We start from the raw sequence: 26,462 nt of genomic DNA, 5'->3' as shown, positions 1-26,462 counted from the left end.
CGGCTTAAACGAACATCGATTGTTCCTGGCTATCGATTGTCGTGGTAACCGGGGCGGTTTCCTGCAACTTCATCACGAACAGCAGTCCCAAGACCGCCATGACCGACGACACCCAGAGAAAGGCAGACGGCGTAACGGTATCGGACAGGATGCCTGAGAGGGCGGGCACAAGCACACCGCCAACGATTTCAGCAATGGCCGTAATGAGCCCGATCGCCTTTGCTTTCAGGTGATTGGGTACCGATTCAGAAGGTACTACGGCCGCCATGATCGGGATGATGCCCATCGTGAAATAGGTAAGAAACATGGCTGGCAACTGAAGGGCCATTCCAGCCAGAAAGTGGACCGCGAACGGGTAGAAAACGCCGATCAGCATGAACCCAACCAGCACTTTTTTACGGCCGATCCGATCAGACAGGCCGGGCACGATTATAGACGAAACCAGACCCGAAACGCCTAGTAGCCCCATGGTCTTCCCCATATCGTCGGCCGACATGCCCTGGGTATTGACCAGGTAATTGGCCATAAATGGCAGCGTGGCGAACCACCACCCAAACACGCAGCAGGCCGCCGGAACACCCCATCGGATGTTATTATACTGCCATAGTTCCTTCAGGCTGATGGCCGATTTGTCGGAACTAATCACACTTTCGGCGGTCGATTTTCTGACTAGCCACCACGCCAGCAAACCCAGCACCAGGCCGGGAGCCCCCGCTACGAAAAAGGCATTTCGCCAGCCCATATGTTCGGCAATCTGCACCAGCACCACGGGGGCCAGGATAGACCCGAACAGCGCCGACCCGAAGGCCTGTAGAATACCGGCGTTCAGCCCCAGCCGATTCGGTGATGACTCGCGCTCCACAAAATTCTGCGCCAGCGGAATGACCGGCCCTTCGGCAAAGCCCATCACCAGCCGGGCCAGCAGCAGGGTAACGAACGAAACGGCCAGACCCGACCCGAACGAACAGACCGAGAACGTGAAAACAGCCACGATAAAAACGAGCTTCTTCCGGTTATTCACCTCGGCCCAGGCTGTCGAGAAAAAGCTCGAAAATGCCCATGCCAACGATAGCGCCCCGGCCAACAGGCCAATTTGCGTGTTGTTCAGCTGGATGTCTTTAGCCACATAGGGCATCAGAAAGTTGAGCGCCAGGCGGTCGAAAAACAGGCAACCGAACGTAAGCGCCATAAGCAGCACGATGCCATTTTCGTAGGTAAAGAGTCTTCTTTTCACGATTCAGGTGGGTAGGTAGTTGACTGGTTAATTGGTTGGCTGGTGGCCGTAGCGCTCCACCCGCAGATCGGCTTGGGCCTGGTGGCCCGCAAAGTTTTCGATGGCGCACAGCCGCGAGCAGTATTCACCAATCATCGCGCTGGCCTCGGCCGTTCTGATCTCCTGATAGGTGCAGGTCTTCAGGAACTTGCCGACCCATAGCCCACCGGTGTACCGGGCCGCTTCTCTGGTCGGCAGGGTGTGGTTGGTACCGATTACTTTGTCGCCATAGGCTACGTTGGTTCTTTCGCCGAGGAACAGGCCGCCGTAGTTGGTCATGCGCTCGAGGAACAGGCGCGGGTTTTCGGTCATCACCTGCACGTGTTCAGACGCGATGCGGTCGGCCTCCGAAATCAGTTCATCGACCGTATCGACCAGAATCACCTGTCCATAGTCGCGCCAGGCTACACCAGCCACATCGGCGGTCGGCAGTGTTTCGAGTTGGCGCTCAATTTCAGCCTGAATACCGTGGGCAATGGCCGGGCTGTTGGTGAGCAGCACAGCGGGCGAGGTCGGGCCGTGTTCGGCTTGCCCCAGCAAGTCGGTGGCGCACACTTCTACGTCGCTGGTATCGTCGGCAATAATTAGGGTTTCGGTGGGGCCGGCAAACAGGTCGATGCCTACTTTACCGTACAGCTGCCGTTTGGCTTCGGCTACGTAGGCATTGCCCGGCCCAACCAGCATGTCAACGCCCTGCACGGTTTCAGTGCCGAGGGCCATCATCGCCACCGCCTGAACGCCCCCGAGCAGGTAAATTTCGTCGGCACCAGCCATCTGCATGGCGGCTACGGTAGCGGCCGGAATCTCGCCTTTGATGGGCGGCGTACAGGCAATGACCCGCTTTACGCCAGCCACCTTGGCCGTCAGCACGCTCATGTGTGCCGACGCCACCATGGGGTAACGCCCGCCAGGTACGTAGCAGCCTACGCTGTTGACGGGGATGTTTTTATGACCCAGGAATACGCCCGGCAGGGTCTCAACCTCTACATCCTGAATGGAAGCCCGCTGAATCTGCGCAAAATTCCGGATCTGGGTCTGCGCAAACCGGATGTCGTCGATCACCTGCTGCGGTAGCATAGCAACAATGGCCTCGATCTGCTCCGGCGACAGCCGAAAGCTCTCTGGCGACCAGTCGTCCAGCCGTCGCGACAAGGCCCGAACGGCGGCATCGCCCCCATGCTTCACGTCGGCCAGCATCTGCTCAACGGTGGCACGTACCTGCGCATCGGCCTCGCCCGACTCAGCGTAGGTAATGCCTTTTTTGATCTGTCTTATCATTGGTTGATTGGTGGGCTGGTGTCTGGTTGAGTGGTTAATTGGTTGAGTGGTTAGCTGGTTAATTGGTTAATTGGTTGACTGGTGGGTTGGTTGATTTATGTAAAAAAATAGATTAACTACCTTAATAATCAACTAGTTAACTATTTATCCAATTAACCAGTTAACCAATTAACCAGCCCCCAACCAATTAATCAGCTAACTTCTCCCCTACCCAGTCATACATATTGAAGGTCTTGGTGAAATCGTCGACGGAGCAGTGCGCCGAACCGCTGGATTCTTTCGGCACAATTTCCATGACGTGTTCGCAGGTGAGGGCGGCGTTCACTTTGTAGGCGTTCTCTACAAAATTCTGGCGGTCGTCTTCTCCATGTAGGATGTAGGTCGGGCAGGTTATTTTCTCGGCTACCCCTTCGAGCGTAAAGTCCTTAAGCCGCTCACGGGCATCGGTCATGTTATCGGCGCCAACGATGTGCTGAACAATTTCGGCCAGTGGGTGCGTATCAGGACGATTTTTCCAGATGTCGTAATACGACCAAACGGCGCCGAAAATCATACACACTTTGAAGCGAGGTTCAAAGGCAGCACAGCGCGCGGCCATATAGCCCCCCATCGATACGGCACCGATGCCCACCCGCGACGTATCGACATGCTCGCCCAGGTTTTCGATGATGTAATCCAGTACCGCTGTACCCGGCACGTTATAGTCGTAGCGGGTATGCAGGTGGTTTAGCCGAAGGGCAGCCCCCTGCCCCGGCCCGTCAACGGCCATCATGGCAATGCCCCGTTCGTTAAGGTGCTGGGCAATGCCGAAGTAGAGCTCCTCGGCCAGGCTGTCCAGGCCACCAAACATGACCACCACAGGTGGATTTTTCACACCCGCCGGTTTGAACAGGTAGGCCGGCAGAAACGACCCCTCGAACGGAATATCGACGGTTACGGGCCGCTCGTCGAACAAGTCGATGGCTTTCAGGAAGGCGTCCCGGCACTTGAGGTAATAGGGTAGCTTCCGGTCGTCGTGCAGGGTCATGAAAAACTCGGCTGTACGCAGGTAGTTGAACGCGCGTAGGTACGTCCGCCGGGCCGACACCCGTTTGTTAGCTTTCGCGTAGTTTTCAGCCAGCTCATAGACGGTATCGCCCATATTGGCCCACGCTTTATTGAAACTTTCGCGGTCGAGCGGGTCGATCTGGCTCGCCACTTCCAGGATTTCGGCAAACTCCCCGCCGCCGTAGTGCGCCTGGGTTAACGCTCTGTTTATCTGATACGAGGGCATGTACTGCCCCGGAAAATAATGCCACATGGGATTTGGGATTGGGGATTTCGGATTGGGGATTTATTGCCGGGCCGCGTTCGGCTTACGCCGGAGTGCGATTGCACCAATCCCTAATCCCATATCATTTTTGTTTTACTGATTTGATCGATGCGACTATGATTGACAATAACTCATTTCCTTCTTTCCATAATGGGCCGATCAGGGTGCGTTTTGTTTCGTCGAGGCCGACCGTGAATTCCAGCCAAAACAAGGTTTCATCCAGCTCTTCTTCGACTATTTCCAACTTGTGCTTAAAGTCAGCCGTCGACTTTCCCCGGCAGGCAGCCCGGTAATTAGCAGCACTGGAAGGCCCACTCCGAACGATCTGATTCCGTACCGTTTTAAACCCTAGCGACTCAGGCAAACCTTCTGCAAATCGGACTATGTCAATGGCAAACACCTTAAGCCTATCCTGCAAGACTTTCTGATTCATAATGATATTGGAGGTGGAATTTCGGATTGAGGGTATGGGATTAGGGATTTATTCTGGCGTAAGCTGACGCGTCAGCAACAAATCCGAAATCCCACATCCGAAATCCCAAATCATACATCCATTGGTTTCACCACGCCATCCGTCAGGCCGAGTTTCTTGCCTTTGCCCATTTCGGCGAAGGGGTTGGCCGAGCCCCAGGCGTCGTTCGGGTTGTCTTTGAGGTAGTGAATGTCGGGACCGTGATCGGGGGCGAAAATGAGGCGGGCGCAGGCGTAAAACTCAAACAGAATGCCGCTGCCGGGTTCGATGATGTAGATAAAAAACCCTTCGTCGGCTTTGTGGCGGGTGGGCGCGCCCATCACGCTTTTGTAGCCTTTTTCGAGGAAGTAATCCAGGGCGATCAGCACCTCTTCGCGGCTGTCGAAATTCCAGGCGATGTGGTTGAACGTACCCGTGCCTGGCCCTTCGATGTTGGGGTCGGTGAATACCGCTATGTCGTGCGAGAGGTTGCCGATTGTCCACAGGCCACCGATGGGCGGAATCTCGTCGCTCATCCGTACTTCGTCGGGGTTTTTAAGGCCCATGCCCTTCCAGAATTCCTTTTCTTTCTGGTACTGGAATTTGGCGACCATATACGTGATGTGGTCGAACCGGCGGGGGTTAACACCAATCCGGCGGTTGCTGGCGTAGCGGTCGGCGTAGATGCTACCCCGCTCGCCGGTTTCGCGCAGCCAGACCACATCCCAGAACACCTCATGCACGTGTCCGTCGGGCGACTGAAACCGGTAGGCCCGGCCATGCCCCAGATCCCCGTCGACCCAACCCAGGCCAGCCCCGATCGATTCCAGGTAGACCACGCATTCCTCCAGCGCTTCGGGACTGTCGGCCCGCCAGCCGAGGTGGCCCAGGCCGTTGGTTTCGCGGTGCGTTACTTTCAGGGTATGATGGAAATAATCGCCCCAGGCCCGGAAGTAGACCGAGGTTTCGTCGCGGCCGGTTTCGTCGAGCCCGACCACGTCGCGCAGGAAGTGAACGGACTTTTCTACGTCGGGCGAATAAATCTCAATATGAGCAAGTTGCGATAGGTAATGCGGATTCTTAGCCATTGGATTTGGGATATAGGATGTCGGATTGGGGATATCGGATTTGGGATTTGTTGCTGACGCACGTCCCTTCGACAGGCTCAGGGTGACAACTCACTCAAGCAGGTGCATGACGACCTTGAGTGAGTTGTCACCCTGAGCCTGTCGAAGGCGGTCCGACGTTTCGGCCGCACGCGAAGCGATAAATCCACACTCATTTCTTTAGAAATCCAGTAAAACTGAGCCAGTCGCCGAAGCGGTCGATCCAGGTGTCGGTGGGGAGGTTTTGTTTGCGCATGCCGAAGCCGTGCCCGCCTTTCAGGTAGATGTGCAGTTCGGCTGATTTTTTAGCGGTCAGCCAGTCGGTATACAGTTTGGTGCTATGCGGAGCGAGGCCCAGCTGATCGTCGGAGGCAGCACAGACGAACAGGGGCGGCGCATCGGCGGGGACCACCTGTTTCGCAATGGCCATCTCGCCGAGGTACGGATAGATGGGGGCCAGAAAGTCGGGGCGGTTGGCGGCGGTGTAATCGAAGCCAACGCCCATCGTGACGGTGCCGCCCGCCGAAAAGCCCATCAGCCCGATGCGGTTAGGCGTAATCCCGAACTCTTTGGCGTGCTGCCTGACGTATTCGATGGCGCGTTTTCCGTCGGCAATGGCCAGCGGGATAACGGGCGCATTCTCTTCGTCAAGCTCCTTGAAATCCGCCATTTTCGGCATCAGCTCGGCCACAGGATCATTCGTCAGGCTATGCACGACGCGGTACTTCAGCACAAAGGCCGCCACCCCTTTTTCATTGAGCCATTTCGCCACCTCGATACCTTCCGAATCGATCGACAGCGTATGAAAGGCACCGCCGGGTGCAACGATCACGGCAGTACCGTTGGCGCGGTCGGGACTGGGCAGATAGGCCGTGATGGTAGGGCTCGATACGTTATAGACGACCCGTTTCTTGAACATATTGGTCGTATTCTCAGCCTCGCTCCAGGTCCAGCTTTCCGAGCCGGGGGCCTTTCCTTCATAGAGACGAATAACCTGTTGCGCCTGCACTAATTGCCCGACGAGCAGAAACAGCAGTATATAGTCGACACGTAGTCTCATGATTGTAAGCTGGTTATCGGGTTATGGATAAGAGTTGCACGGGGCCCAGCAGCCCTGAGGGAAGTAGTGGTGAATCGGCTTTGTAGAAGGGCATGGTAGTGAATGTTGTTGGGAGCGCCCCTGCCTGCGCATCGCCGATGAGCCGGTTCACCCAGAGGTTGGTCACGTTTACTTCCAGCTTGTTGGCCCCGGCTTTTAGCGCGTTGGTTACGTCAATGCGGAAGGGTTTCTTCCAGACGATGCCTACGTTTTTACCATTCACGCTCACCTCCGCCATGTTCTTCACATCGCCCAGGTCGAGCACATAGGTCTGCCCTTGATTCACCGCAGGTACGTTCACGGTTTGGGTGTAAGCCGCCGTACCGGAGAAATAGGTAATGCTTTTGTCGGCGTTGTTCGTCCAGGAATCCAGTCGGCTCAGGGTAACCGTATTGGATGCACCACGCCCAGCCTGAAAAGCCACGTTCCAGGGACTCGAAACGGTCAGGATTGGCTTTTCAACGGCTTTGGGACTGGTATAGGCTGTAATTGTCGCTTTTTCCCGGAACACAATGAAGCAGGCATCCCAGGGGGCGAAGGTGAGCGGGATGATTGTCCGCCCGTTTTCGATCCGGTACGATACCTTTTCCGTTTTCCCCGTCTCAGGGTTCCAGCGCTCCGGCACTTTCCCCGTTACCCGGAAGCTTACGTCGGCCGCGTTCGAGTTTTCACTCCGGCTGTTGAGCCAGTAAATATCCAGTTCGGATTGGGGATTGGGCCGGGGCGACGTTTCGCTATCAGATTTGCGGTGAACGTAAAGCACAGGCGCACTGCTATTCTTCACGAGTACATCTTCAGGTACGTCCATCGCTTTCAGTACCTCGGCCACAGGTTTCGTCGATACCGTTGGCTGGCTCCAGATCTGGTTGGCCAGGGTAGCGAAGGTGGTGGCATCATCGCTCAGGCTGGGTGACCGCAGGGGTTTCGGCCCTACGACGTGAATACCCGCGCTGGCCAGTTCGCCAATCTTTTTCAGTACCGGCATCGTCATGTTCCGGGCCGACGAATCGAGTACGAGCAGGCGGTAGGTCATGCCGCTGGGCGTAACCAGTCGTCCGTTTTTAGCCTGAATGGCTTCGCGGAGTACCGTGGCATTGGCGAAGTCGAATTCGTAGCCGGTTGGTAGGGTCGGTAGCTTCTCGGCACAGATTTGAGTGATGTTGTTGTTCTCGCCGTAGTAATACAGGATATCGACCACGGGGTTGCCCTGCTGCAACAGGTACGAACTGCGACTCAGGTAATCGACCCAGGCTTTAGCAGGTTCGGCCCAGGTCTCCTGCCGGGTGAAATACTGCCCGAATGGCCCCAGCGAGAAACCGGGCTTTTTATTGTCCAGCGGCTGGTGTACCGACGTATGAATCACGAAGCGGTTCAAACCCGATGCCAGCTCCATATCGGCGGTTCGCTTCAGCTTTTCGGGGTGCCAGCTGAACGCATTGCCGATGGAGGTCATCGACTCAGCCGCGACCAGGTTCTGCCCGTAAATGTGGGCTACGGAAGCGGCTTCGCGGATGTCGGCCTTGCTGCGGTTCTCTTCATCGGCACCACCCGCCAGGCTACCCGGCGTCCACATGGCGGCCATCGGAATGTCGGCCCGGCGTTTGACGTCCATGCCATCGGCCAGGTAGATCCGTCCGTTTTCGTGCGATTCGGTATAGCGTTTCATACCCCGCTTGTGTAGCGCTTCGCCGATAGCTTCGTAATGATTCTCGACGATCAGTTCGCCAATGGTTTTGCGGTAATCCCAGAGGAACTTCTCGCTGGCTTCGGCGCTTTGAATCACCCGCCCGGCCAGCACCGGAAGCCACGGACGCAGGTCATACCCCCGCCGACGCGAAAACTCACCTGGCAGGTCTTTTGTCCAGGTCATATGACCCGCTTCGTAGCTGTCGAGCACCATGTACTGCAACCCCTGCGCGCCCATCTGACCGCCGGTGGCATCTTTGTACATATCCAGGTACGTTTCGATATAGCGCGATACGGCTGCTTTATCGAGCTTGTCGACTTCAAGCCCGGTTGCCTCGGGCGAAGCGGGGTGATTTTGCCGACCCGTAAGCGTGTAGCCCAGTCGCATGATGACCCAATTTCCGGCCGGAGCATCCCAGTTCAGTTTGCCATCATCCGTCATTTTGCCGGTCAAATCCACCACATCACTGGTCGGGATAGCGTCGGCGGGTACCTCGTTGATCAGCGAGTGCGTGCTTTCTTTCCAGGGGCTGAAGCCCGCTTTCTGCTCAAACAGGTCGACCCGGTCAGTGTTGTACAGCACCAGTTCGGCCACGTTCACACCTTCGGGTTTAGGCGCTTCGGCTTTCACACCGGCCATCTCTATGAATGGGTTAAAAGCGGGCGGCAGCGTGGTAAACGTGACGCGGAAGAATCGGGCGGTGGTGGGAATCAGCCGCATGGTGCTTTGCGGAACGGTGCTGCCCCGGATGGGAACCACCGTGCGGAAGGTCACGCCATCGTCGCTGACCTGTAAGGCTCGGTTTTCGGGAGCACCGTTAAATTCTTCGAGGGGTGTATGGCTGGCTCCCACGATGCTGAACGCTTTTACAGTTTGCGGTTGGTCGAACTCATACTGAATCCACATATCCTTACCCACCTCAACGGGCGGCAGAAACTGGGTCGTCGCCAGATCGCCATCGGTCAGACCAGCCAGCGTGAACGTACCCCCGCTCGACGTGATTTTCGGGTTCAGGGCCGTCAGTGACTGCTCAGTGGTGGGGAGCCGGTAAGCCACAACGGCCGCATCAGCATAGTAGGTGGGCAATGCCTTTCCCGTTTCGCTACTCATCATGCTGGCTCCCATTGCCACATTCTGGAACGTACCTGTGGTGGTTGGCGGTGGGGGCAACGTACCTGCGAAAGCTTTTCCGCCCGTCACCTGCGTTTCTGACCAGACGTATTTTTTCATACCATCGCCCGACTGCACCCAGGGGCCGCCCGTCACGCTCCAGCCCGGCGAACCGGCAATGGCCATTTCGAGGCTCAGTTTACTGGCCAGATCCGTTGTGAACTTGAACGCGTCTTTCCACTCGGGCGTCATGAACACCAGCTTCTTCGGCACCATCACCGGCGTAAACAGGCTGGCGTCGAAATTCTGAAAGCCACCGATGCCCACACGCTTCATCCACTCAAGGTCTTTCTGAATGCCTTCCTTCGTGATGTTGCCGTTCATCCAGTGCCACCAAACACGGGGACGGGCAGTGTTGGGTGGGCTTTGAAACTCCTGCTGTAGCGATGATTGCGCCTGCCCATTGGCTACACCGATGGCAATCAGCGCCAAGCAGATGAGTGAGATACGTACGTGAACGTTCATGAACTACGGAGCAGAAGCAGGCTTAGATCAAGCAAAAATACTTGCCCCGTAAGTGCAATTTTTTATCAGAATCAGGCTACCGCCAATCAGTATCAATCCATCAGTCGATACTCGGTGGGTGTTTTGCCCGTTTTAGCCCGAAAGAAGCGAGCAAAATTCCCCGGAACCTCGATACCAAACCGGTACGCAATCTCACTGATGCTTAAATCAGTGCGGGCCAGCAACACTTTTACTTCAAGTAGCAGGATATCGTCCAGCAGATTCCGGGCCGATTTGCCCGTTGCTTTTTTGACGCATTTATTCAGATGATTGGGCGATATATGCAGTAACTCGGCGTATTCGGCAACGCTCTGCTTCTCGTGAATCTGCTGGGTAAGGGCCTTCTTATACAATTGAGTAATACGAAGGGCGGCATTGTCCAGCCGGCCCGGAGGTATGTTTTCGGGTAAGCTCGTTTTTCCGTCAGACGCTAATTGCAGACTGGCTTTAAGCTCGGTGAACAGGGTCAACAGATACAGCCGGAAGAGGTCTGTCGATTCGGCGCGGCTTTTCCGAAACTCAACTTCAAGACGCTTTACCAGGGGTAATACATTAGCAAACACTTCATTATCAACCGTCACGAGTGGATTACCCAGAAATTTGAGAAACGGAAAATCCTGTTCAAGGTCCTGCTTTTGCCAGTACTTGGTAAGCAGGCTGATGTCGAAATGGCAGTAATAGCCCCGGATATCGTCGCTCATCCATTCGTCGAGGCTGATCTGATGGGCGGCCAGAAAGACGAACGTGTTGGCTGGTACTTCGTACCGATCCAGGCCCAGCCGACGAATCATGCTGCCGTGGGTGACCAGGATGAAATCGATAACCGTTTTCCGGTGCGGGGCAGTTGGGAATTTCAGCGCCTCGCGAACATCCTCAAGCCGATTGATATGGAAATTGTTGACAGCTATATTCTGGATCGACTGCCAGCCCGTTGTTTTAAATATATGGTCGCCTAGCGTGTTGGGCGTTAAGGTGGGGACGGAATCAACTTTCATGACTTCAGCACTATTTGTGGGTAAAATAGTATAAAATCTTTCTTAATTCTCGACTAATCACCAATCAAAAGCAGGCCATCAAAAATCATAATCAATCCATTCAAACGGGTTAACAAGGCGATGGTGTACTTTTATACCTATCCGTAGTAATCCATTGGCTCTATCTGATCCTGTTGCTATACATACCCGACTAATAACATCACTCTCTTCTTCTCTATGCGCAAGCTATTTATACCGGCTTTTCTCATCAGCACGCTGGCGGCTCCGTTGAGTCAGGCACAGAACTGGTCCGAATCGAAAAACGGCACTATCGTGACCGTCACCAACAAAGGTGGCCAGACACTGGGCTACGCCACCACCTCCGGCGTGAAGCTGATCATTGACAAGGGGCTGGCGTTTAAAGACCTGAACAAGAACGGCAAACTTGATGCCTACGAAGACTGGCGCTTGCCGGTTGCTGTTCGAGCCAAAGACCTCGCGTCGCAGATGAGCGTCGAGCAGATTGCCGGTCTGATGTTGTACAGCAAACACCAGCCCATTCCGTCGGCACCGGCAGGGCCGTTTGCCGGTACGTATGGCGGGAAGGTATTTGCCGAAAGCGGTGCCAAACCAACCGACCTGTCTGATCAGCAAAAGGAATTTCTAACCAAAGACAACGTGCGGCACGTGCTGGTGACGTCGGTGCAAAGTCCGGCGGTGGCGGCGGGCTGGAACAACAACGCGCAGGCGCTGGTAGAAGGGCTCGGCCTGGGAATTCCGGCCAACAACAGCTCGGATCCACGCCACGGTACCCGCGCGGATGCCGAATACAACGCCGGAGCAGGTGGCACCATTTCCATGTGGCCCGGCTCGCTGGGATTAGCTGCGACCTTCAACCCCGATGTGGTGAAGCAGTTCGGGCATATTGCCGCTACGGAATACCGCGCCCTGGGCATCGCCACGGCCCTGTCGCCCCAGATCGACCTGGCTACCGACCCACGCTGGTACCGGTTCAGCGGCACCTTTGGCGAAGACCCAAAACTGACCACCGACCTCGCCCGCGCATACATCGACGGGTTCCAGACCTCTACGGGTAGCAACGAGATCAAGGACGGCTGGGGCTATACGAGCGTCAACGCGATGGTGAAACACTGGCCGGGTGGCGGCTCGGGCGAGGCCGGTCGCGATGCCCACTATGGCTATGGCAAATACGCGGTCTATCCAGGCAACAATTTCGCCACGCATTTCCTGCCGTTTACCGAAGGCGCGTTCAAACTGGCAGGCAAAACGAGCATGGCCTCGGCCGTGATGCCGTATTACACGATCTCGCTGGGTCAGGATAAAAAGAACGGCGAAAACGTGGGCAACAGCTACAACAAATACATCATTACCGACCTGCTGCGCACTAAATACGGCTACAACGGCGTGGTCTGCACCGACTGGAACATCACTGCCGACGAAACGGCCGTCGATGTGTTCCTGACCGGTAAATCGTGGGGCGTCGAGAAGTTATCGGTGGCCGAACGTCACTACAAAATCCTGATGGCGGGGGCCGATCAGTTTGGCGGCAACAACGATGCCACGCCGGTGATTGCTGCCTACCAGATGGGTGTGAAAGACCTCGGTGAAAAGGCCATGCGCACCCGGATGGAACAATCGGCGGTGCGGTTACTGACCAATATTTTCCGCGTGGGGCTGTTCGAGAATCCGTACCTGAATGCCGAGACGACAGCTGGTATCGTTGGTAAGCCGGCGTTTATGGATGCGGGTTATCAGGCGCAGTTGAAGTCGGTGGTGATGCTGAAAAACAAAGGCAACGCCCTGCCCCTCACGAAAGGCAAAACAGTGTATATCCCGAAACGCTTCACGCCTGCCGGCCGCAATTTCCTCGGTATGAACACGCCGGAGAAGCTCGAATACCCGGTCAATCTGGCCATTGTGAAGAAGTACTTCACGGTGACCGACAACCCAGACGAAGCGGATTACGCGCTGGCGTTCATCCGCAGCCCGGATTCGGGTGGCGGTTACAGCAGTGCCGACGCCAAAGCGGGCGGCAATGGGTACGTACCCATCAGCCTGCAATACGGCGACTACACAGCCCAGGGTACGCGCAACCCAAGCCTCGGCGGTGGCGATCCGCTGGAGAAGTTCACCAACCGCAGCTACGACGGCAAAACGAACAAGACCATCAATAGTAGCGACCTGACGATGGTAACCGAGACCTACGCCAAGATGAAAGGTAAGCCGGTGATTGTGGCCGTTCAGATGAGTAACCCCACGATTTTCAGCGAATTCGATAAGCAATCGAACGCGATTCTGGCCCATTTCAGCGTGCAGGATCAGGCGCTCATGGACATTCTGACGGGGGTAGTCGAACCATCGGGCCTGCTACCGATGCAAATGCCTGCCGACATGAAAACGGTGGAAGCACAAGCTGAGGACGTACCCAGAGACATGAAATGCTATGTCGACTCGGAGGGCAATACCTACGATTTCGCCTTTGGCCTGAACTGGAAAGGCGTCATCCACGACAGCCGGACCGCCACGTACAAGAAAGACACGCAGAAAGCGAAACTAGCCAGCAAATAAACGCAGGTACGTTGCTTATCGAAAAGCCGCGCCGGTCGACCCCAGCGCGGCTTTTTTGGTTGTGCGTATGGCTTCGCGCTACGTGTCCTTCGACTACGCGTCCCGGACAGGCTCAGGGTGACAATCCTATTCAAGTTCGTCATCAACATTTGGATGTGAGGTGTAACCCTGAGCCTGTCCGGGACGCGTAGTCGAAGGGTACGCAGCGCGAAGCAACGCACGCAAAAGCAACCTAAAGCGCGAAGCCTATCCACGGAACCACATTCCTCCTACCTTTAACTAATCGCATCATCACGCACATGAAAACAACCTGCTTCACCCTGCTGCTCTGGTTGACCATAACAGCGGCACATGCCCAAAACGGGACGGAGGTATATCTGCTCGACCTGTCTGAAAAAGCCGGAAACGTCACGCTGTCGAATCCGCGCAACGTGTCGAACAAACCGGGATACGACAATCAGCCGTTTTTTCACCCGACAAAGCCGCTGCTGTATTACACCGCTATGATGCCCGAGGGGCAGACCGATATCTGGTCGTATGACCTGCGCAAAGCGACGCGAACACCCGTCACGCTCACGCCCGATTCGGAGTTTTCGCCGACGGTACTACCCGACCAAACGCATCTGTCGTGCATTGTGCAGCGCAAAGCCAACGGCGATCAGGATCTGGTCAGTTACGATCTGACTGACACCGAGAAGACGGAGTCACTGCTGGAATCGAAGAAGACGGGGAAGATCGGCTATCAGGCGTGGCTCAACGCTGATGAAGCGGTGGTATTCGTCTTGGGTACGCCCAACACGATGCATTACCTGAACCGGAAAACAGGCCGCGACACGGTCATCGCGGGCCAGATCGGCCGTTCACTGCACCGCGTTCCGGGGCAGCGGGCGTTCAGTTTCGTGCAGCAGGTGGGCGACGCGTGGCTCGTCCGGTCATACGATCCTGTCCGGAATCAGGTGAGTGATATTGCCACGAGTGAGACAACGTCCGAGCATTACAACGCCTGGCTGGCCAGCGGCACGTTGCTCGAAAGTCGGGGTTCTGAACTGTGGGCCTTTTCGCCAAAAACAAAGCAGTGGAAAGCCATAACCCTACCCGCTGACCTACCCCGCAAGAAGCTCTCCCGCATTGCCGTACACGGCAATCACCTGGCGGTGGTCGTTGATGAATAGATTGGCTAGGTGCATTGCGCAAAACCTTAGGTCTGGCATTTCAGGTTACTAGTAGCAAGCAATCATTACTATGTATGTCTCCCTCTACGCCTGAAAAACCACGAACTGGCTGGCGCACTCGTTTACACGAAGTCATTTTCGAAGCCGATACCGCCGCCGGAAAAGCCTTCGATATTGGGCTGATTGCCAGCATTCTGCTCAGCGTTACCACCGTAATGCTGGAAAGCGTGCCGAGCATCAGAACTGGCTACGGCGACGTACTGACCCGGATAGAATGGTTCTTTACGATCCTGTTTACCATCGAATACCTGCTACGGTTGGTAAGCGTTGAAAAACCGCTTCGCTACACCACCAGTTTCTTCGGCTTTGTCGACATACTGGCGCTCCTGCCAACGTACCTGAGCCTGTTTCTACCTGGTACGCAATACCTGTTCACCATCCGAATTCTACGATTACTACGCGTTTTCAGGATTCTAAAACTGTCAGAATACCTGTCGGAGGCCAGCACCCTGATGGGGGCGCTACACGCAAGCCGCCGGAAAATCAGCGTATTCATCCTGACGGTTCTCCTGTTGGTGGTCATCATCGGCTCCATGATGTACATCGTGGAAGGCGAAGAACACGGTTTCGACAGTATTCCGACCAGTATTTACTGGGCTATCGTCACGCTCACTACCGTTGGCTACGGCGACCTGTCGCCACAAACGCCGCTGGGTAAAACTCTGGCGTCGCTGGTGATGATTATGGGGTATGGTATCATTGCCGTACCAACCGGCATTGTGACCGCCGAGCTGTCGCAGGTTGCCCTGAAGTCGAAGCAGGTCACCTCTCAGGCGTGTCCCAACTGTAGCCAATACGGACACGACGCCGATGCCCTTTTCTGCAAGTATTGTGGTAGTCATTTGTGATCTGATAGCATACCAAAAGCGTTGAAAATCAACAGCTGGCGAGTAACCAGGAAGTGATTATTTATTGCCAGCTCGCTTGATCAACAGCACGGCCGCCAGAATGATCAGGGTAGCAGTACCAATGATGATCGTCAAGGGTTCGTTACCCAACCACCAGCCCAGAATTAGCGCGATAATAGGGTTCACGTACGCATAGGTACCCACCAGCGCCGGGGGCTGCACCTGCAACAACCACAGGTAAGCGGTATGGGCCACCAGCGTACCAAACGTGATCAGGTAAAGCAGCGACAACCAGGACGAGGTAGAGACCTGCTGCACCGAGAAGCCATGCCATTCGCCCACCAGGCCACTCACTGTCACCAGCAAGCTACCACCGACCAGCATTTGCATACCCATGCGGATAGGCACGCTGACGTCTGTATTACGGTCCCGGTATAGCATAGTGCCCACCGCCCAGCTCAGCGACGCAATCAATAGTGCGCCCATGCCGAGGATATAGGTCGACTGGTGGCCCGTTTCCATAGTTGTTTGGTAACTCCCCCAGGAAATCAAGCCCACGCCGACAAGGCCCGCCAGAATACCGCCACTCAGCGACCAGTTTTGCAGCAGTTGTGTCCGTTGCTGCTGGTCGAAAAGAACGAGCCAGATAGGCGTTGTCGCAAAAACGACCGATGTGACGCCCGACGGCACGTATTGCTCGGCCCAGCTAATCGCTCCGTAGTCAACCAGGATCATCAGCACGCCCGCCAATCCGGCCCAGGCCCATTGCTGACGGGAAGGGAACTGCCGACTACGCATCAGGCCAAATCCGAAGATGAGTAGTCCGGCAATAACGAACCGGGTGCCCATCATCAGAAAAGGCGGCAGCGTTTTTACGGCCCAGGAAATAGCCAGGTACGTTGACCCCCAGATCAGGTAGATGGCCGCAAAGGCAAGCAGAATCAGAACACGGTTATTGGCGGATGTTGCTTTCATCGATTGACGAACCGACTCGCTATTGAGTACGGACAGCCAAAAGTAAAGAGCCTGCCTACGGGGAAGCTATGCCAAAATCACTTATTCGCGAATTGCTGGCGATACGCTGATGGGGTTAACGCGAAAGCCGATTTAAAGCGTCGTCCGAAGGCGCTGTGATCGTCGAATCCCTGTTCCAGCGCTATTTCGTGAACCGGTCGTTCGGTAACCAGCAAATTATCCCGCGCCCGTTCCAACCGCCGCCTGACCAGATACTGATGCGGTGAACAGTGGAAAAGCGCTTTAAAATGACGCAGCAAATGGTTTTTCGACAGCATCGCCGTTTGGGCAATATCGTCGAGCTGAATTATTGTGGCTGCCTGATCATCGATGTATTCCCTGGCCAGGTGTAAACGCCGGTACAGCTCCAGGCGAGTTGCCATTTTTACGCAGGCCAACGAGCGAAGATTGCGGGTCAGCTTTGACTGGTACGTATTCAGCAACAACGCCAGCAGGTGATGCAGGTATTCTTCCTGTTCAGCTTGCGTGAGCGATACGCCTTCCAGTCTTGTTTTGAACGCCGTTACCGCCTCACTGAACGACGCCTGCGCCTGATAAACCTGCTCAAAAAACCAGATCGACTGGTCACTTTTATACGTTGGATTATCCAGCAATACCGCATCGGGCGTGGTATACGCGGCAACAACCTGGTTAAAGAAGAGAGGATCAACGTAGATCGTAAACGAGTTGACCCAGTCGTTCGATTGAATGCTGCTGGCGTGCGGCTGATTCGTGTTGACCACCAAAAACTGATTCCCTCTGACAGGAATCTTGTTTTTATTCACCCAATAATATTCGACCCCGCCGAACGCAAACTTCAGAGAGAACCGGTCGGCATGCATGGGCCAGCTACACAGCTTACTGACCGAGTTGATAATGGTATTTCCGCCGCCCTGCGCTTTCAGGGCCGTGAATTCGCCAACCGACTGTTCGTGCGTGTCAATGACCGACTGGATATACATGGCGTCGACGCGTTTGTTTCTGATCAAATCAGGATACGGTGACCAACGTACCCAGCTATAGCGAGAACCATGGCCGTTATCAATCGGCTTCAATAATTAGGTTAGAAAGGGCCGACACGTTAGTGAATCCCGATTTACATGCTGACAAAAAAAGCGGTCACACAACCTGATACAGTTGCGTGACCGCTTTTTTTGTCATCCCGACGGCAGGAGCGGTTCGCCGTTGCGGGATGACAAAAAAAGGATGAAAACTGCTAGGGTTTAGCCTGGAGCAGTTCGCCGAGTTTTTTGCCCAGTTCTTCGCCCCGGATATTTTTCGCCAGGATCTTGCCGTCGGGGCCGATCAGGAAGTTCTGCGGAATGGCGCGCACCCCGTAGAGTTTGGCCACGTCGTTTTCCCAGTATTTCAGGTCAGACACCTGCGTCCACTCCAGGCCGTCTTTATGAATGGCTTTCAACCAGGCTTCTTTCGCATTGGGACGGTCGAGCGACACGCCGAGTACGGTGAAGTTTTTATCTTTAAACTGGTGGAAGTTCTTCACTACGTTCGGGTTTTCCTGCCGGCAGGGTCCGCACCAGCTGGCCCAGAAATCGACCAGCACGTATTTGCCCTTGAAATCGCTTAGCGCTACGGCTTTACCCAGTGTATCGGCCTGCGTGAATGCAGGGGCCATAGCACCTACAGACGTTGCCTTGATCGAGGCCAGCACTTTGGCATACTCCTGCCCTGCTTTGCTGGTTTTAACCTTGTCTGACAGGCCATCGAATACGGGGCCCACTTCAGCATATTCCGGCGCATAACCACCGTAGGACTTTATGGCGTCGAGGCTGACCTGGCTGTTCGGATTGGCCTTGATGAATGCTGCCTGTATTTTTTTCTGATCACCCTCCAGCGCTTCGTACCGCTTTTCGATACCGTCGCTAAACGCCTTGTCTTTACGCTGCTCGGGCGTAGCCGCCTGGTACTCTTTCATGAGCGCGGTCATCTGATCGGTCGCTGGCTTCAGCGCAGCCTTCAGCTTCTGCTCGTCGGCGTTCAGCGGCGTACCGCTCACGACGGCGTGCAGGGCCGAATCGGGGCTACTCACCGAAATAGTACCCGGTTCCAGGTACACGCTGAGGCCGTTGGCGCCGGTCATCTTTTTCATCCCCACGCCCTGATGGTCGATCAGGAGCATCGCTTTGATCGGGTCAGCTACGGTGCCGGAAAACGTAAAGGTGCCGTTCTTGATGTCGGCCGAATCCAGTTTAACTGCCCCCGCCTCAACGGTACGCAGGTAGGCTTTGGCGGGTGTGTTGTATGGGCCTACTTTACCGGTCAGTTTGTAGGCACCCGTTTGTGCAAAGCCCGCCAGCGGCAGTATAGCGCAGGCCAGCGAGAGTCCGAAGTTTTTCACAATCGTTTCGTGGTTGATTCAACGTAATAATAACGGTTGATTCTGACTGGTTTAGTAGTTCGGCCAACTTTTTATGCGACACAGTTCCCCACAGGTCCTTTCCTGACTTCCTTTTCCGATTATAGCCAACTACATTGGCGTAGCCCTTACGGAACTACGCCAGGGCAGACAATACCACAGGGCCTCGTTGTTTATTGAGCAGCAGCCTGCACATTGAAACCGGTTGACACGGTCATTTCTTTCCAGTTTTCCAGATCCTGCTGAACAGCCTGAATCTTGGCCTGAGCCAACTCGTACGCATCCTGACCCAGGAATAAATGCAGAGGCGGAGTAGGTACGCTGGCAATATCAATCAGGGCAACAACGGCTTTCTCCGGATCGCCGGGTTGGTTGCCATTGATGTCGGCCTGATGCGCCTGCTGCGTAGCCCGAACGGCCTGGTACGCGTCGATCTGGCGGGAAGGTACACCCAATGAACTGGCCGACAGGAAATCAGTGCGGAAGTAGCCGGGCGACACGATGGTTACGTTGACACCAAACGCGCTGGCCTCGGCTGCCAGCGATTCCGAGAAGCCTTCAACCGCAAACTTGGTGGCGCAGTAGATGCCAAATCCGGGGAAGGCACCGGTGAAACCGCCAATCGATGAGATGTTGATGATATGACCTGACTGCTGGGCGCGCAGGTGCGGCATCACCTGCCGAATGACGTTGAGCGAGCCAAACACGTTAACATCGAAGTTTTCGCGCGCTTCCTGGTCGGTGAGTTCCTCCAGACTGCCCAGTAGGCCGTAGCCCGCATTGTTGACCACGACGTCAATTCGACCAAACTGCGCTATGGCTGCCTGAACGGCCTGCTCAACACTGGCTTCCGTTTTCAGATCGACAGCCAACGGCAAAAACTTGTCGGTGTCGACACCGGCGGCCCGCTGCAGTTCGTCCACGTTTCTTGATGTAGCGACGACCTGGGCTCCCTGGGCCAGTAACTGTTTAACAAGTGAAAGGCCAAGCCCCTTTGAAGCACCCGTAACAAACCAAACTTTTTGCGTATCCATAATTTTGCTGATTTAACGAGGGCAAAATTAGGGTGGCCTGCAGGGGCCGCACTTACCACTTTCAAACGGTTACTTACCAAATTCAACCATTTCGAAAGGCAGAGGGCGTAAGATGGGTTCTTTTCTTGAAGAAATAATTGAAATGAGCAGGCTCGTCGAAACCCAGGCTGTAGCCGATCTCGGAAACAGTCCAGTCGGTATGCTTTAATAATGCTTTGGCTTCAGTGGCCAGCCGTTCGGCGATATGATCGGTCGTGGTTTTGCCGGTAGTCTCCCGAATAGACCGATTCAGGTGGTTGACATGAACCGACAGATTCTGGGCGAAATCACTGGCCGAGCGAAGTTTGAACCGTTGCGAAGGCGACTCAATCGGAAACTGCCGCTCCAGTAATTCGGTAAAAACGGCGGTTATTCTGGATTTGGCATCTACATGCTGATGCACCGTTTCGGAGGGATGCATTTTCAGCGCGTAATGAATCAGTTCGGATACGTAGTTACGCAGCAGGTCATATTTGAACTGATAATCAGAATTGATCTCGTCAAGCATTTTGTCAAATAACTGACTAACATACTGATTCTGCGTTTCATTCAGCGTATAAGCAGGCCGGCCACCTATGGCAAAGAGGGGTAAGTCATTGATATTCCCCCGTAGCTGTTCCGTAAAAAAGGCTTCCTTGAAAATGCAGAAGTAGCCCGTTGGCTGATCAGACAGCGTTTCAAAGGTGTAGGGAATTTGCGGATTGAAAAACATCAGCGTCGGATTACTGGCCCTGATACTTTTGTCGGCGTAATGGTATACGCTCTCCCCACGAATGAGCGAAACTTTATAAAACTCCCGCCGACTATACTGGATCGGGACTGAATGCGGACCAACGCAGTCTTCCAGCCGAAACACATTGAAGTGGCCGATATCCCGTTGCAGATTGGCGGGTAACCAGTTGAGTTTCTCTTTGTAGAATGCTTCGAGCGTCTGCGTTTTCTCCATAAGCCAAAGTTACGTAATTCAAACCAGGCCAGCCAAACCCGTCTCGCTCCTGATCTTCACAACCCTGGGTGCCAGGATCAACAGTTCATGTTGCGCTACTGCCTCTGTTGCCAAAGATCGACACCTGCTTTGTGTGGGTACGTCAGCAAGTTGGCGGCCGCCGACCAATTGACGTTTTACTCTACCGTTTCATGCCTGTTTTCAGGATCAGCGGGAAGGCAATGGCTTGATCGGCACTCCACATGCCGCTTTTTTCAACAAACTACTTAAGCCTTGCGCATCCCCTTACGCCAGGCGGAGCTTCGTTCCCCGAAATCAGCAGCTTAGGGTTTTCCCTTGATTTTGGCAGAACTAGGGTTTACGGTATGAACTTAACCCTAAATCAGTCCTATTTTTGCTATTAATAATTCTATATCAATTAGTTACGAAGCCGATCAGCTGCTTTGTTCCGCTCAACCAGTGCTTCATGAACTGCCTTCTTCCGCCCGTTCAACCTCCTGGTGCAGCCATGACGGCCATGGGCATGCAGACTGGTGTACCGGCTATGATTTCCTACGGCTACAGGTTGAGTATACAGGCAGTTATGGCGGTCTTTTGCTGGTCTACGAAACGAAACCCACCGCATTGGCAGGGTACCCAGACTGGTTACGCCGTATAGTTACAATCCATGAAAAGAAGACAATTTGTAGCGGCCTCTCTGGCTGCTTCCGCAACCCTGACCACGGGTCAGGTTCAGGCAACCACTGCGCCGAATGCGCCACAAAAGCAGGTACTCGAATTAAGGGTCTACGAATTTCGGTTCAACCTGTCACAGGCTAATCTGGAAAGCTATCTGAAAGAAGGCCTGATACCAGCTCTGAACCGGCTCGGCGTAAAAAACGTGGGCGTGTTTGGCGAAATGGGTAAGCCTGAGCCAGCCAAAACCTACGTGCTGATTCCGCATGCCTCGTGGGAGGCCTACGGTAGCTCAGCCACCCGGCTATCAGCCGATTCGTCGTATGCGCAGGTACGTGCCAAATACGATGCCTTGCCACCCGAAAAAGCACCTTACGTCCGTTACTCGACCACGATTCTGAATGCGTTTGATGCCTTACCCGCCATCGTGATTCCCAAACAGGAGAGCCGCATTTTTGAATTACGTACCTACGAAGGCTACTCGGAAGATGCCGTTCGTAGAAAAGTGAAAATGTTTAACGTAGACGAGCTGCCCGTCTTTTACAAGACGAAACTCAACCCCGTGTTTTTCGGCGAAGTCGTTGCGGGTGGCAATATGCCCTGCCTGACCTATATGCTTACGTTCAAAGACATGGCCGAACGCGACGCCAACTGGAAAGAATTTGGCAATAACCCTGACTGGAAACGCATGTCGGCCGCGGCAGAATATGCTAATACCGTTTCACAAATTGTCCGGGTTTTTCTGGAGCCTCTCCCCTACTCGCAGGTGTAGGGCCTGACCTGGTCGACCAACATGTGCTTTCTGATCAGAGACGAACTCCCGTCGACCAGGTCAACACCACTTGCATACCAAAACACCTCTACAACCTGACGAATGAATCAATCAGTGACTTTTCTCCGCAACCAGCTCCTGATCGGCTGTTTGTTTGTTGCCCAGCAAATCAACGCGCAGCCAACAGCCGCTACCGGGTCGTCTGATCGCGTTCGACTGAACCAGATCGGGTTTTACCCGAATGCGGCCAAAGTAGCCATCATCGTAGACGAACAGGGAGGCTCGGCCCAACCCTTCCAGGTGACGACTCCCGACGGCAAAAAAGTGCTGTTCGCTGGTATGCTGAGCGAGCCACGTAAAAATGCCATTTCCGGCAAGATGGCGCGCACGGCCGATTTTTCTGCCCTCCGCACCACAGGTACATATGTAGTGAACGTACCTGGCCTGGGCCACTCGTACCCGTTTACAATTAAGCCATCTGTTCATCACGACGTGGCAGTTGGTGCGCTTAAAGGCTTTTACTATCAACGCGCTTCGACCGAGTTGCCGGAGAACTATGCCGGGCAATGGCATCGGCCAGCCGGGCACCCCGACAACCGCGTGCTGATTCACCCGTCGGCAGCGTCGGCCAGCCGTCCGGCCGGTACGGTGATCTCGTCGCCCTGGGGTTGGTACGATGCGGGCGATTACAACAAGTACATCGTCAACTCGGGCATTTCGATGGGTACGTTGCTGTCGCTCTACGAAGACTTTCCCGACTATTGCAAGACCCTGACGACCAACATTCCCGAGAGCAAAAACAAGCTCCCCGATCTGCTCGACGAGTCGCTCTGGAACCTGCGCTGGATGATGACCATGCAGGACCCGGCCGACGGAGGCGTGTACCACAAGCTGACCAACGCCAAATTCGATGGCATGGAGATGCCCGACAAGGTAAAGCCCACCGAGCGGTATGTCGTGCAGAAAAGCGTAACTGCCGCCCTTGACTTTGCCGCGGTGATGGCGCAATCGGCCCGGGTTTTCAAGGCATATAACCGCGAGCTTCCCGGCCTGGCTGATTCCTGCAAAGCTGCCGCGGTGAACGCCTGGAAGTGGGCCAAACAGAATCCCAACGCACTATATAATCAGGATGCGATGAACAAGGAGTTCGAACCCGACGTGGTGACCGGCACCTACGGCGACCGCGACGCCAGTGACGAATGGATCTGGGCCGCTGCCGAATTGTACCTGACCACCAAAGACGACACGTATTACACCGCCGTCAACTTGTTCCCCGACGATAAAACGCCGCTGCCTTCCTGGCCGCAGGTACGTACCCTGGCGTATTACTCGCTGGCCCGCCTGAGCGATCAGCTAACGCCACGCGGCAAGCAGGATATGCCCAAGTTGAAAAGCCACATCACCCAATTGGCCGATCAGTTCCGGCAGGACGTTGATAAACAGGCTTTTCAAACGCCAATGGGCAAAACGGCCAGCGACTATATCTGGGGCAGCAGCGCTGTTGCAGCCAATCAGGGCATCGCACTGATCCAGGCATACCGGCTTACGAACGACGAAACGTACCTGAATGCGGCGCTCGCCAACATGGATTACCTGCTGGGTCGCAACGCCGTTGGGTATTCGTTTGTGACGGGCTTCGGTAGCAAAACAACCATGCACCCGCATCACCGCCCCTCCGTGGCTGATGGCATCGAGGCGCCCGTTCCGGGCCTGTTGTCGGGTGGCACCAACGCCAACGCCGCGCGTCAGGACAAATGCGCCGGCTACACGACAACCATCGCCGACGAAGTCTATCTCGACAACGACTGTTCGTACGCCTCCAACGAAATCGCCATCAACTGGAACGCACCGCTTGTCTACCTGGCAAACGCGCTGGAAGCGTTGCAAAGTAAGGTGGGCGGTAGTACGGCGAAGAAATAGGCTTTTGCTGTTGACGCGCTGTGCAGTGAGTTGCTGACGCGTGGCCCTTCGACTCCGCTCAGGGTGACAATCTCACTCAAGGTCGTCATGAACATACCTGGGTTTCCTGTCACCCTGAGCGGAGTCGAAGGGACACGCGTCAGCAACTCACTGCGCACTACACAGCACGTGAAAGTATACAGACGATACCCCATTCCCCGAAATGAAAACCCGTTTTCCCCTCTTCCTTTTTCTCCTCATCAGCGGAGCCGCCTTTGGCCAGGTACGTATGGCACGGTTGTTTACCGACCACGTAGTGCTGCAACGGCAAAAACCGATTCCGGTCTGGGGATGGGCCAAGCCGCGTGAAGCCGTGACCGTGACGATGGCCGGACAAAAACAGCAGGCCAAAGCCGACGATTCTGGTAAATGGCTGGTCCGGTTTGCGCCCCTCGAAGCGGGTGGTCCGCATACGCTGGCAGCAACGGCTAAATCGGGTTCGGCCACGGCGGGCGACGTGCTGATTGGCGAGGTGTGGCTGTGTTCGGGCCAGTCGAACATGGAGTGGACGGTGAAGCAGTCGGATAACTTCGCGAAAGAAAAAAAGAACGCCAATTTCCCGCAGATCCGCCACCTCCGGGTCGATCATGAGCTGGCTTTGACACCACAGCAGGAGTTGAAAGCGGGAGCCTGGCAACTGGCCTCGGCCGAAACCGTGGGCGACTTTACGGCGGTCGGCTTTTTCTTCGCCCGTGAACTGTACCAGAAGCTGAACATCCCGATCGGGCTGGTGCACTCGTCGTGGGGAGGTTCGCAGGTAGAAGGCTGGATCAGCAAAGAAGGCATGATGAGCAACGACGAGCTTCGGCCCACGATCCAGAACCTGCCCACCAACTGGTCCGCCGCCGACAGCATTATTGACCTGAAGCTTCGCAAGAACCTGCAGGTACCCACCAACCTGACCGCCGCCGATGAAGCCAAGTACCTCGACCCCAGCTACACGTTTGCGGGCTGGCGTAAATCAGATGCCATTGGTCAGTGGGAATGGAAAGACATGCGCGGCTTCATGGGACAGGGCTACATGGCTAAAATCGTGACGCTTCCAGAGGAAATGGCGACCGAACAGACGACCCTGGCGCTGGCCGAAAACGACAGCCCCACCAGGGTTTACATCAACGGAAAGCTGGTATCGGAGGGTACCGTTCAGGGTGTGCGGAAGCTGACCATTCCGGCAGGTACGTGGAAAGCCGGTGAGAACAAAATCGTGGTAAAGCTGGGCAACATGGCTAACCCGAACTGGTACGGCGTGGGTCTGAAAGGATCGGCCGCCGACCTGTATGTTGAAGACCCGTTGCAACGGATCAGCCTGGGCGGCGAGTGGCGCCTGATGCCCTCCTTTGCCGAAAAGCACGAGTACAAACGGTTCATGAACAACGTAGCCATCAGTATCTACAACGCCATGATTGCTCCGCTGGAGCCGATGGCGATGCGCGGCGTATTGTGGTATCAGGGCGAAACCAACGCGGGCCGATCGTATCAGTACCGGCAATCGTTTCCACTGCTGATCACCGACTGGCGGAAGAAATTCGGTCAGGATATGTCGTTCTACTTTGTCCAGCTAACGGAATACGGAGCGAACAACAGCAGCAATCAGGGCAGCGGCTGGGCCGAACTGCGCGAAGCCCAGACCATGACGCTGAGCCTGCCCAAAACCGGTATGGCCGTGATCACCGACGTGGGTAACCCGAAAGATATTCACCCCACCAACAAGCAGGACGTTGGCCACCGCCTGGCCCTGAACGCCCTGAAGCTCGATTATGGGCAGAACATCAATTACAGCTCGCCCATGTACGAAGGCGTGACGTTCGATGGTAATAAAGCTACCGTCACGTTCAAGCATGTGGGCAATGGGCTGATGGCAAAAGACAAATACGGGTACGTAAGAGGCTTCGAGATTGCCGGCGAGGATAAAGTTTTTCACTACGCCACGGCTGCGATCCAGGGCAATACCGTTATCATATCAAGCCCGAAGGTGCCAAAACCTGTTTCCGTACGGTATGCCTGGTCTGATTCGCCGGATGACGCCAATCTGTTCAGTTCAGACGGCCTGCCCGCCAACTCGTTCCGCACCGATACCTGGCCCGGCGTAACGGCTAATGCCAGGTTTGATTAAGACCGTTGTC

The 26,462-nt window shown here is 55.1% G+C and carries 20 protein-coding genes; 7 read left to right on the top strand and 13 right to left on the bottom strand.

The annotated features are described in order from the left end of the window. Positions 1-4: 4 nt before the first annotated feature. The 8 genes from J2I46_RS25270 to J2I46_RS25235 all read right to left on the bottom strand — a co-directional run bounded on the left by J2I46_RS25270 (position 5) and on the right by J2I46_RS25235 (position 10,875). Complete coding sequence (locus J2I46_RS25270) at positions 5-1,234, bottom strand: MFS transporter (protein ID WP_207331871.1); 1,230 nt, start codon at positions 1,232-1,234, stop codon at positions 5-7. 27 nt (positions 1,235-1,261) lie between these two features. Continuing rightward, the gene (gene hisD, locus J2I46_RS25265; RefSeq protein ID WP_207331870.1) at positions 1,262-2,551 is read right to left on the bottom strand and encodes a histidinol dehydrogenase; all 1,290 of its coding nucleotides are present in this window, start codon (positions 2,549-2,551) and stop codon (positions 1,262-1,264) included. Between the two features lie 187 nt (positions 2,552-2,738). Further along, positions 2,739-3,851, bottom strand: a complete 1,113-nt coding sequence (locus J2I46_RS25260; RefSeq protein WP_207331869.1) for an alpha/beta hydrolase family protein — start codon at positions 3,849-3,851, stop codon at positions 2,739-2,741. 94 nt (positions 3,852-3,945) lie between these two features. Then, the gene (locus J2I46_RS25255; protein ID WP_207331868.1) at positions 3,946-4,296 is read right to left on the bottom strand and encodes a four helix bundle protein; all 351 of its coding nucleotides are present in this window, start codon (positions 4,294-4,296) and stop codon (positions 3,946-3,948) included. Between the two features lie 110 nt (positions 4,297-4,406). After that, on the bottom strand, positions 4,407-5,402 hold the full coding sequence (locus tag J2I46_RS25250) for a VOC family protein (protein WP_207331867.1): 996 nt from the start codon (positions 5,400-5,402) through the stop codon (positions 4,407-4,409). A gap of 190 nt (positions 5,403-5,592) precedes the next feature. Beyond that, complete coding sequence (locus J2I46_RS25245; RefSeq protein WP_207331866.1) at positions 5,593-6,480, bottom strand: alpha/beta hydrolase; 888 nt, start codon at positions 6,478-6,480, stop codon at positions 5,593-5,595. A 13-nt stretch (positions 6,481-6,493) separates the two neighbouring features. Next, positions 6,494-9,841, bottom strand: a complete 3,348-nt coding sequence (locus J2I46_RS25240; protein ID WP_207331865.1) for a glycosyl hydrolase — start codon at positions 9,839-9,841, stop codon at positions 6,494-6,496. A 92-nt stretch (positions 9,842-9,933) separates the two neighbouring features. Beyond that, on the bottom strand, positions 9,934-10,875 hold the full coding sequence (locus J2I46_RS25235) for a helix-turn-helix domain-containing protein (RefSeq protein ID WP_207331864.1): 942 nt from the start codon (positions 10,873-10,875) through the stop codon (positions 9,934-9,936). A gap of 216 nt (positions 10,876-11,091) precedes the next feature. Here J2I46_RS25235 and J2I46_RS25230 point away from each other — a divergent pair, with 216 nt between their 5' ends. The 3 genes from J2I46_RS25230 to J2I46_RS25220 all read left to right on the top strand — a co-directional run bounded on the left by J2I46_RS25230 (position 11,092) and on the right by J2I46_RS25220 (position 15,523). Continuing rightward, positions 11,092-13,443 carry a glycoside hydrolase family 3 protein gene (locus J2I46_RS25230; protein ID WP_207331863.1) on the top strand — a complete coding sequence of 784 codons (2,352 nt, stop codon included), beginning with the start codon at positions 11,092-11,094 and terminating at the stop codon, positions 13,441-13,443. Between the two features lie 299 nt (positions 13,444-13,742). After that, positions 13,743-14,615, top strand: a complete 873-nt coding sequence (locus J2I46_RS25225; protein WP_207331862.1) for a TolB family protein — start codon at positions 13,743-13,745, stop codon at positions 14,613-14,615. A 74-nt stretch (positions 14,616-14,689) separates the two neighbouring features. Next, positions 14,690-15,523, top strand: coding sequence for an ion transporter (locus tag J2I46_RS25220; protein WP_207331861.1), 834 nt, complete (start codon positions 14,690-14,692; stop codon positions 15,521-15,523). 57 nt (positions 15,524-15,580) lie between these two features. On the opposite strand, the gene J2I46_RS25215 is transcribed toward J2I46_RS25220, so the two are convergent. The 5 genes from J2I46_RS25215 to J2I46_RS25195 form a co-directional block, all read right to left on the bottom strand. Beyond that, positions 15,581-16,498 (bottom strand): EamA family transporter, encoded by a 918-nt coding sequence (locus tag J2I46_RS25215; RefSeq protein ID WP_207331860.1) that lies wholly within the window; start codon positions 16,496-16,498, stop codon positions 15,581-15,583. A gap of 77 nt (positions 16,499-16,575) precedes the next feature. Then, on the bottom strand, positions 16,576-17,526 hold the full coding sequence (locus J2I46_RS25210; RefSeq protein ID WP_207331859.1) for a helix-turn-helix domain-containing protein: 951 nt from the start codon (positions 17,524-17,526) through the stop codon (positions 16,576-16,578). A gap of 227 nt (positions 17,527-17,753) precedes the next feature. Next, on the bottom strand, positions 17,754-18,896 hold the full coding sequence (locus J2I46_RS25205; protein ID WP_207331858.1) for a TlpA disulfide reductase family protein: 1,143 nt from the start codon (positions 18,894-18,896) through the stop codon (positions 17,754-17,756). Positions 18,897-19,087: 191 nt separating this feature from the next. Beyond that, positions 19,088-19,948, bottom strand: coding sequence for an oxidoreductase (locus tag J2I46_RS25200; RefSeq protein ID WP_207331857.1), 861 nt, complete (start codon positions 19,946-19,948; stop codon positions 19,088-19,090). Between the two features lie 82 nt (positions 19,949-20,030). Further along, entirely contained in the window at positions 20,031-20,933 is a 903-nt protein-coding gene (locus J2I46_RS25195; protein ID WP_207331856.1) for a helix-turn-helix domain-containing protein, read from the bottom strand. A gap of 466 nt (positions 20,934-21,399) precedes the next feature. On the opposite strand from J2I46_RS25195, the gene J2I46_RS25190 reads away from it, so the two are divergent. From J2I46_RS25190 to J2I46_RS25175, 4 genes are all read left to right on the top strand, one after another. Next, positions 21,400-21,591 (top strand): hypothetical protein, encoded by a 192-nt coding sequence (locus J2I46_RS25190; RefSeq protein ID WP_207331855.1) that lies wholly within the window; start codon positions 21,400-21,402, stop codon positions 21,589-21,591. Between the two features lie 9 nt (positions 21,592-21,600). Beyond that, positions 21,601-22,380, top strand: coding sequence for an NIPSNAP family protein (locus tag J2I46_RS25185; RefSeq protein WP_207331854.1), 780 nt, complete (start codon positions 21,601-21,603; stop codon positions 22,378-22,380). A 102-nt stretch (positions 22,381-22,482) separates the two neighbouring features. After that, the gene (locus J2I46_RS25180) at positions 22,483-24,300 is read left to right on the top strand and encodes a glycoside hydrolase family 9 protein (RefSeq protein ID WP_207331853.1); all 1,818 of its coding nucleotides are present in this window, start codon (positions 22,483-22,485) and stop codon (positions 24,298-24,300) included. 202 nt (positions 24,301-24,502) lie between these two features. Beyond that, positions 24,503-26,452 (top strand): sialate O-acetylesterase, encoded by a 1,950-nt coding sequence (locus tag J2I46_RS25175; protein WP_207331852.1) that lies wholly within the window; start codon positions 24,503-24,505, stop codon positions 26,450-26,452. Positions 26,453-26,462: the final 10 nt, after the last annotated feature.

The sequence above is a fragment of the Fibrella forsythiae genome (assembly GCF_017353175.1).
Classification (GTDB): Bacteria; Bacteroidota; Bacteroidia; order Cytophagales; family Spirosomataceae; genus Fibrella; species Fibrella forsythiae.
Note: the sequence above shows the minus strand (reverse complement) of the source record. Positions and strands in the feature narration are given on the sequence as shown.

What these genes read in the sequence shown, in the direction of transcription:
- J2I46_RS25215 (WP_207331860.1), bottom strand. Translation starts at nt 16,498, where the DNA reads ATGAAAGCAACATCCGCCAATAACCGTGTTCTGATTCTGCTTGCCTTT.
- J2I46_RS25260 (WP_207331869.1), bottom strand. Translation starts at nt 3,851, where the DNA reads ATGTGGCATTATTTTCCGGGGCAGTACATGCCCTCGTATCAGATAAAC.
- J2I46_RS25235 (WP_207331864.1), bottom strand. Translation starts at nt 10,875, where the DNA reads ATGAAAGTTGATTCCGTCCCCACCTTAACGCCCAACACGCTAGGCGAC.
- J2I46_RS25195 (WP_207331856.1), bottom strand. Translation starts at nt 20,933, where the DNA reads ATGGAGAAAACGCAGACGCTCGAAGCATTCTACAAAGAGAAACTCAAC.
- J2I46_RS25250 (WP_207331867.1), bottom strand. Translation starts at nt 5,402, where the DNA reads ATGGCTAAGAATCCGCATTACCTATCGCAACTTGCTCATATTGAGATT.
- J2I46_RS25200 (WP_207331857.1), bottom strand. Translation starts at nt 19,948, where the DNA reads ATGGATACGCAAAAAGTTTGGTTTGTTACGGGTGCTTCAAAGGGGCTT.
- J2I46_RS25245 (WP_207331866.1), bottom strand. Translation starts at nt 6,480, where the DNA reads ATGAGACTACGTGTCGACTATATACTGCTGTTTCTGCTCGTCGGGCAA.
- J2I46_RS25225 (WP_207331862.1), top strand. Translation starts at nt 13,743, where the DNA reads ATGAAAACAACCTGCTTCACCCTGCTGCTCTGGTTGACCATAACAGCG.
- J2I46_RS25185 (WP_207331854.1), top strand. Translation starts at nt 21,601, where the DNA reads ATGAAAAGAAGACAATTTGTAGCGGCCTCTCTGGCTGCTTCCGCAACC.
- J2I46_RS25175 (WP_207331852.1), top strand. Translation starts at nt 24,503, where the DNA reads ATGAAAACCCGTTTTCCCCTCTTCCTTTTTCTCCTCATCAGCGGAGCC.
- J2I46_RS25230 (WP_207331863.1), top strand. Translation starts at nt 11,092, where the DNA reads ATGCGCAAGCTATTTATACCGGCTTTTCTCATCAGCACGCTGGCGGCT.
- hisD (WP_207331870.1), bottom strand. Translation starts at nt 2,551, where the DNA reads ATGATAAGACAGATCAAAAAAGGCATTACCTACGCTGAGTCGGGCGAG.
- J2I46_RS25240 (WP_207331865.1), bottom strand. Translation starts at nt 9,841, where the DNA reads ATGAACGTTCACGTACGTATCTCACTCATCTGCTTGGCGCTGATTGCC.
- J2I46_RS25220 (WP_207331861.1), top strand. Translation starts at nt 14,690, where the DNA reads ATGTCTCCCTCTACGCCTGAAAAACCACGAACTGGCTGGCGCACTCGT.
- J2I46_RS25190 (WP_207331855.1), top strand. Translation starts at nt 21,400, where the DNA reads ATGAACTGCCTTCTTCCGCCCGTTCAACCTCCTGGTGCAGCCATGACG.
- J2I46_RS25180 (WP_207331853.1), top strand. Translation starts at nt 22,483, where the DNA reads ATGAATCAATCAGTGACTTTTCTCCGCAACCAGCTCCTGATCGGCTGT.
- J2I46_RS25255 (WP_207331868.1), bottom strand. Translation starts at nt 4,296, where the DNA reads ATGAATCAGAAAGTCTTGCAGGATAGGCTTAAGGTGTTTGCCATTGAC.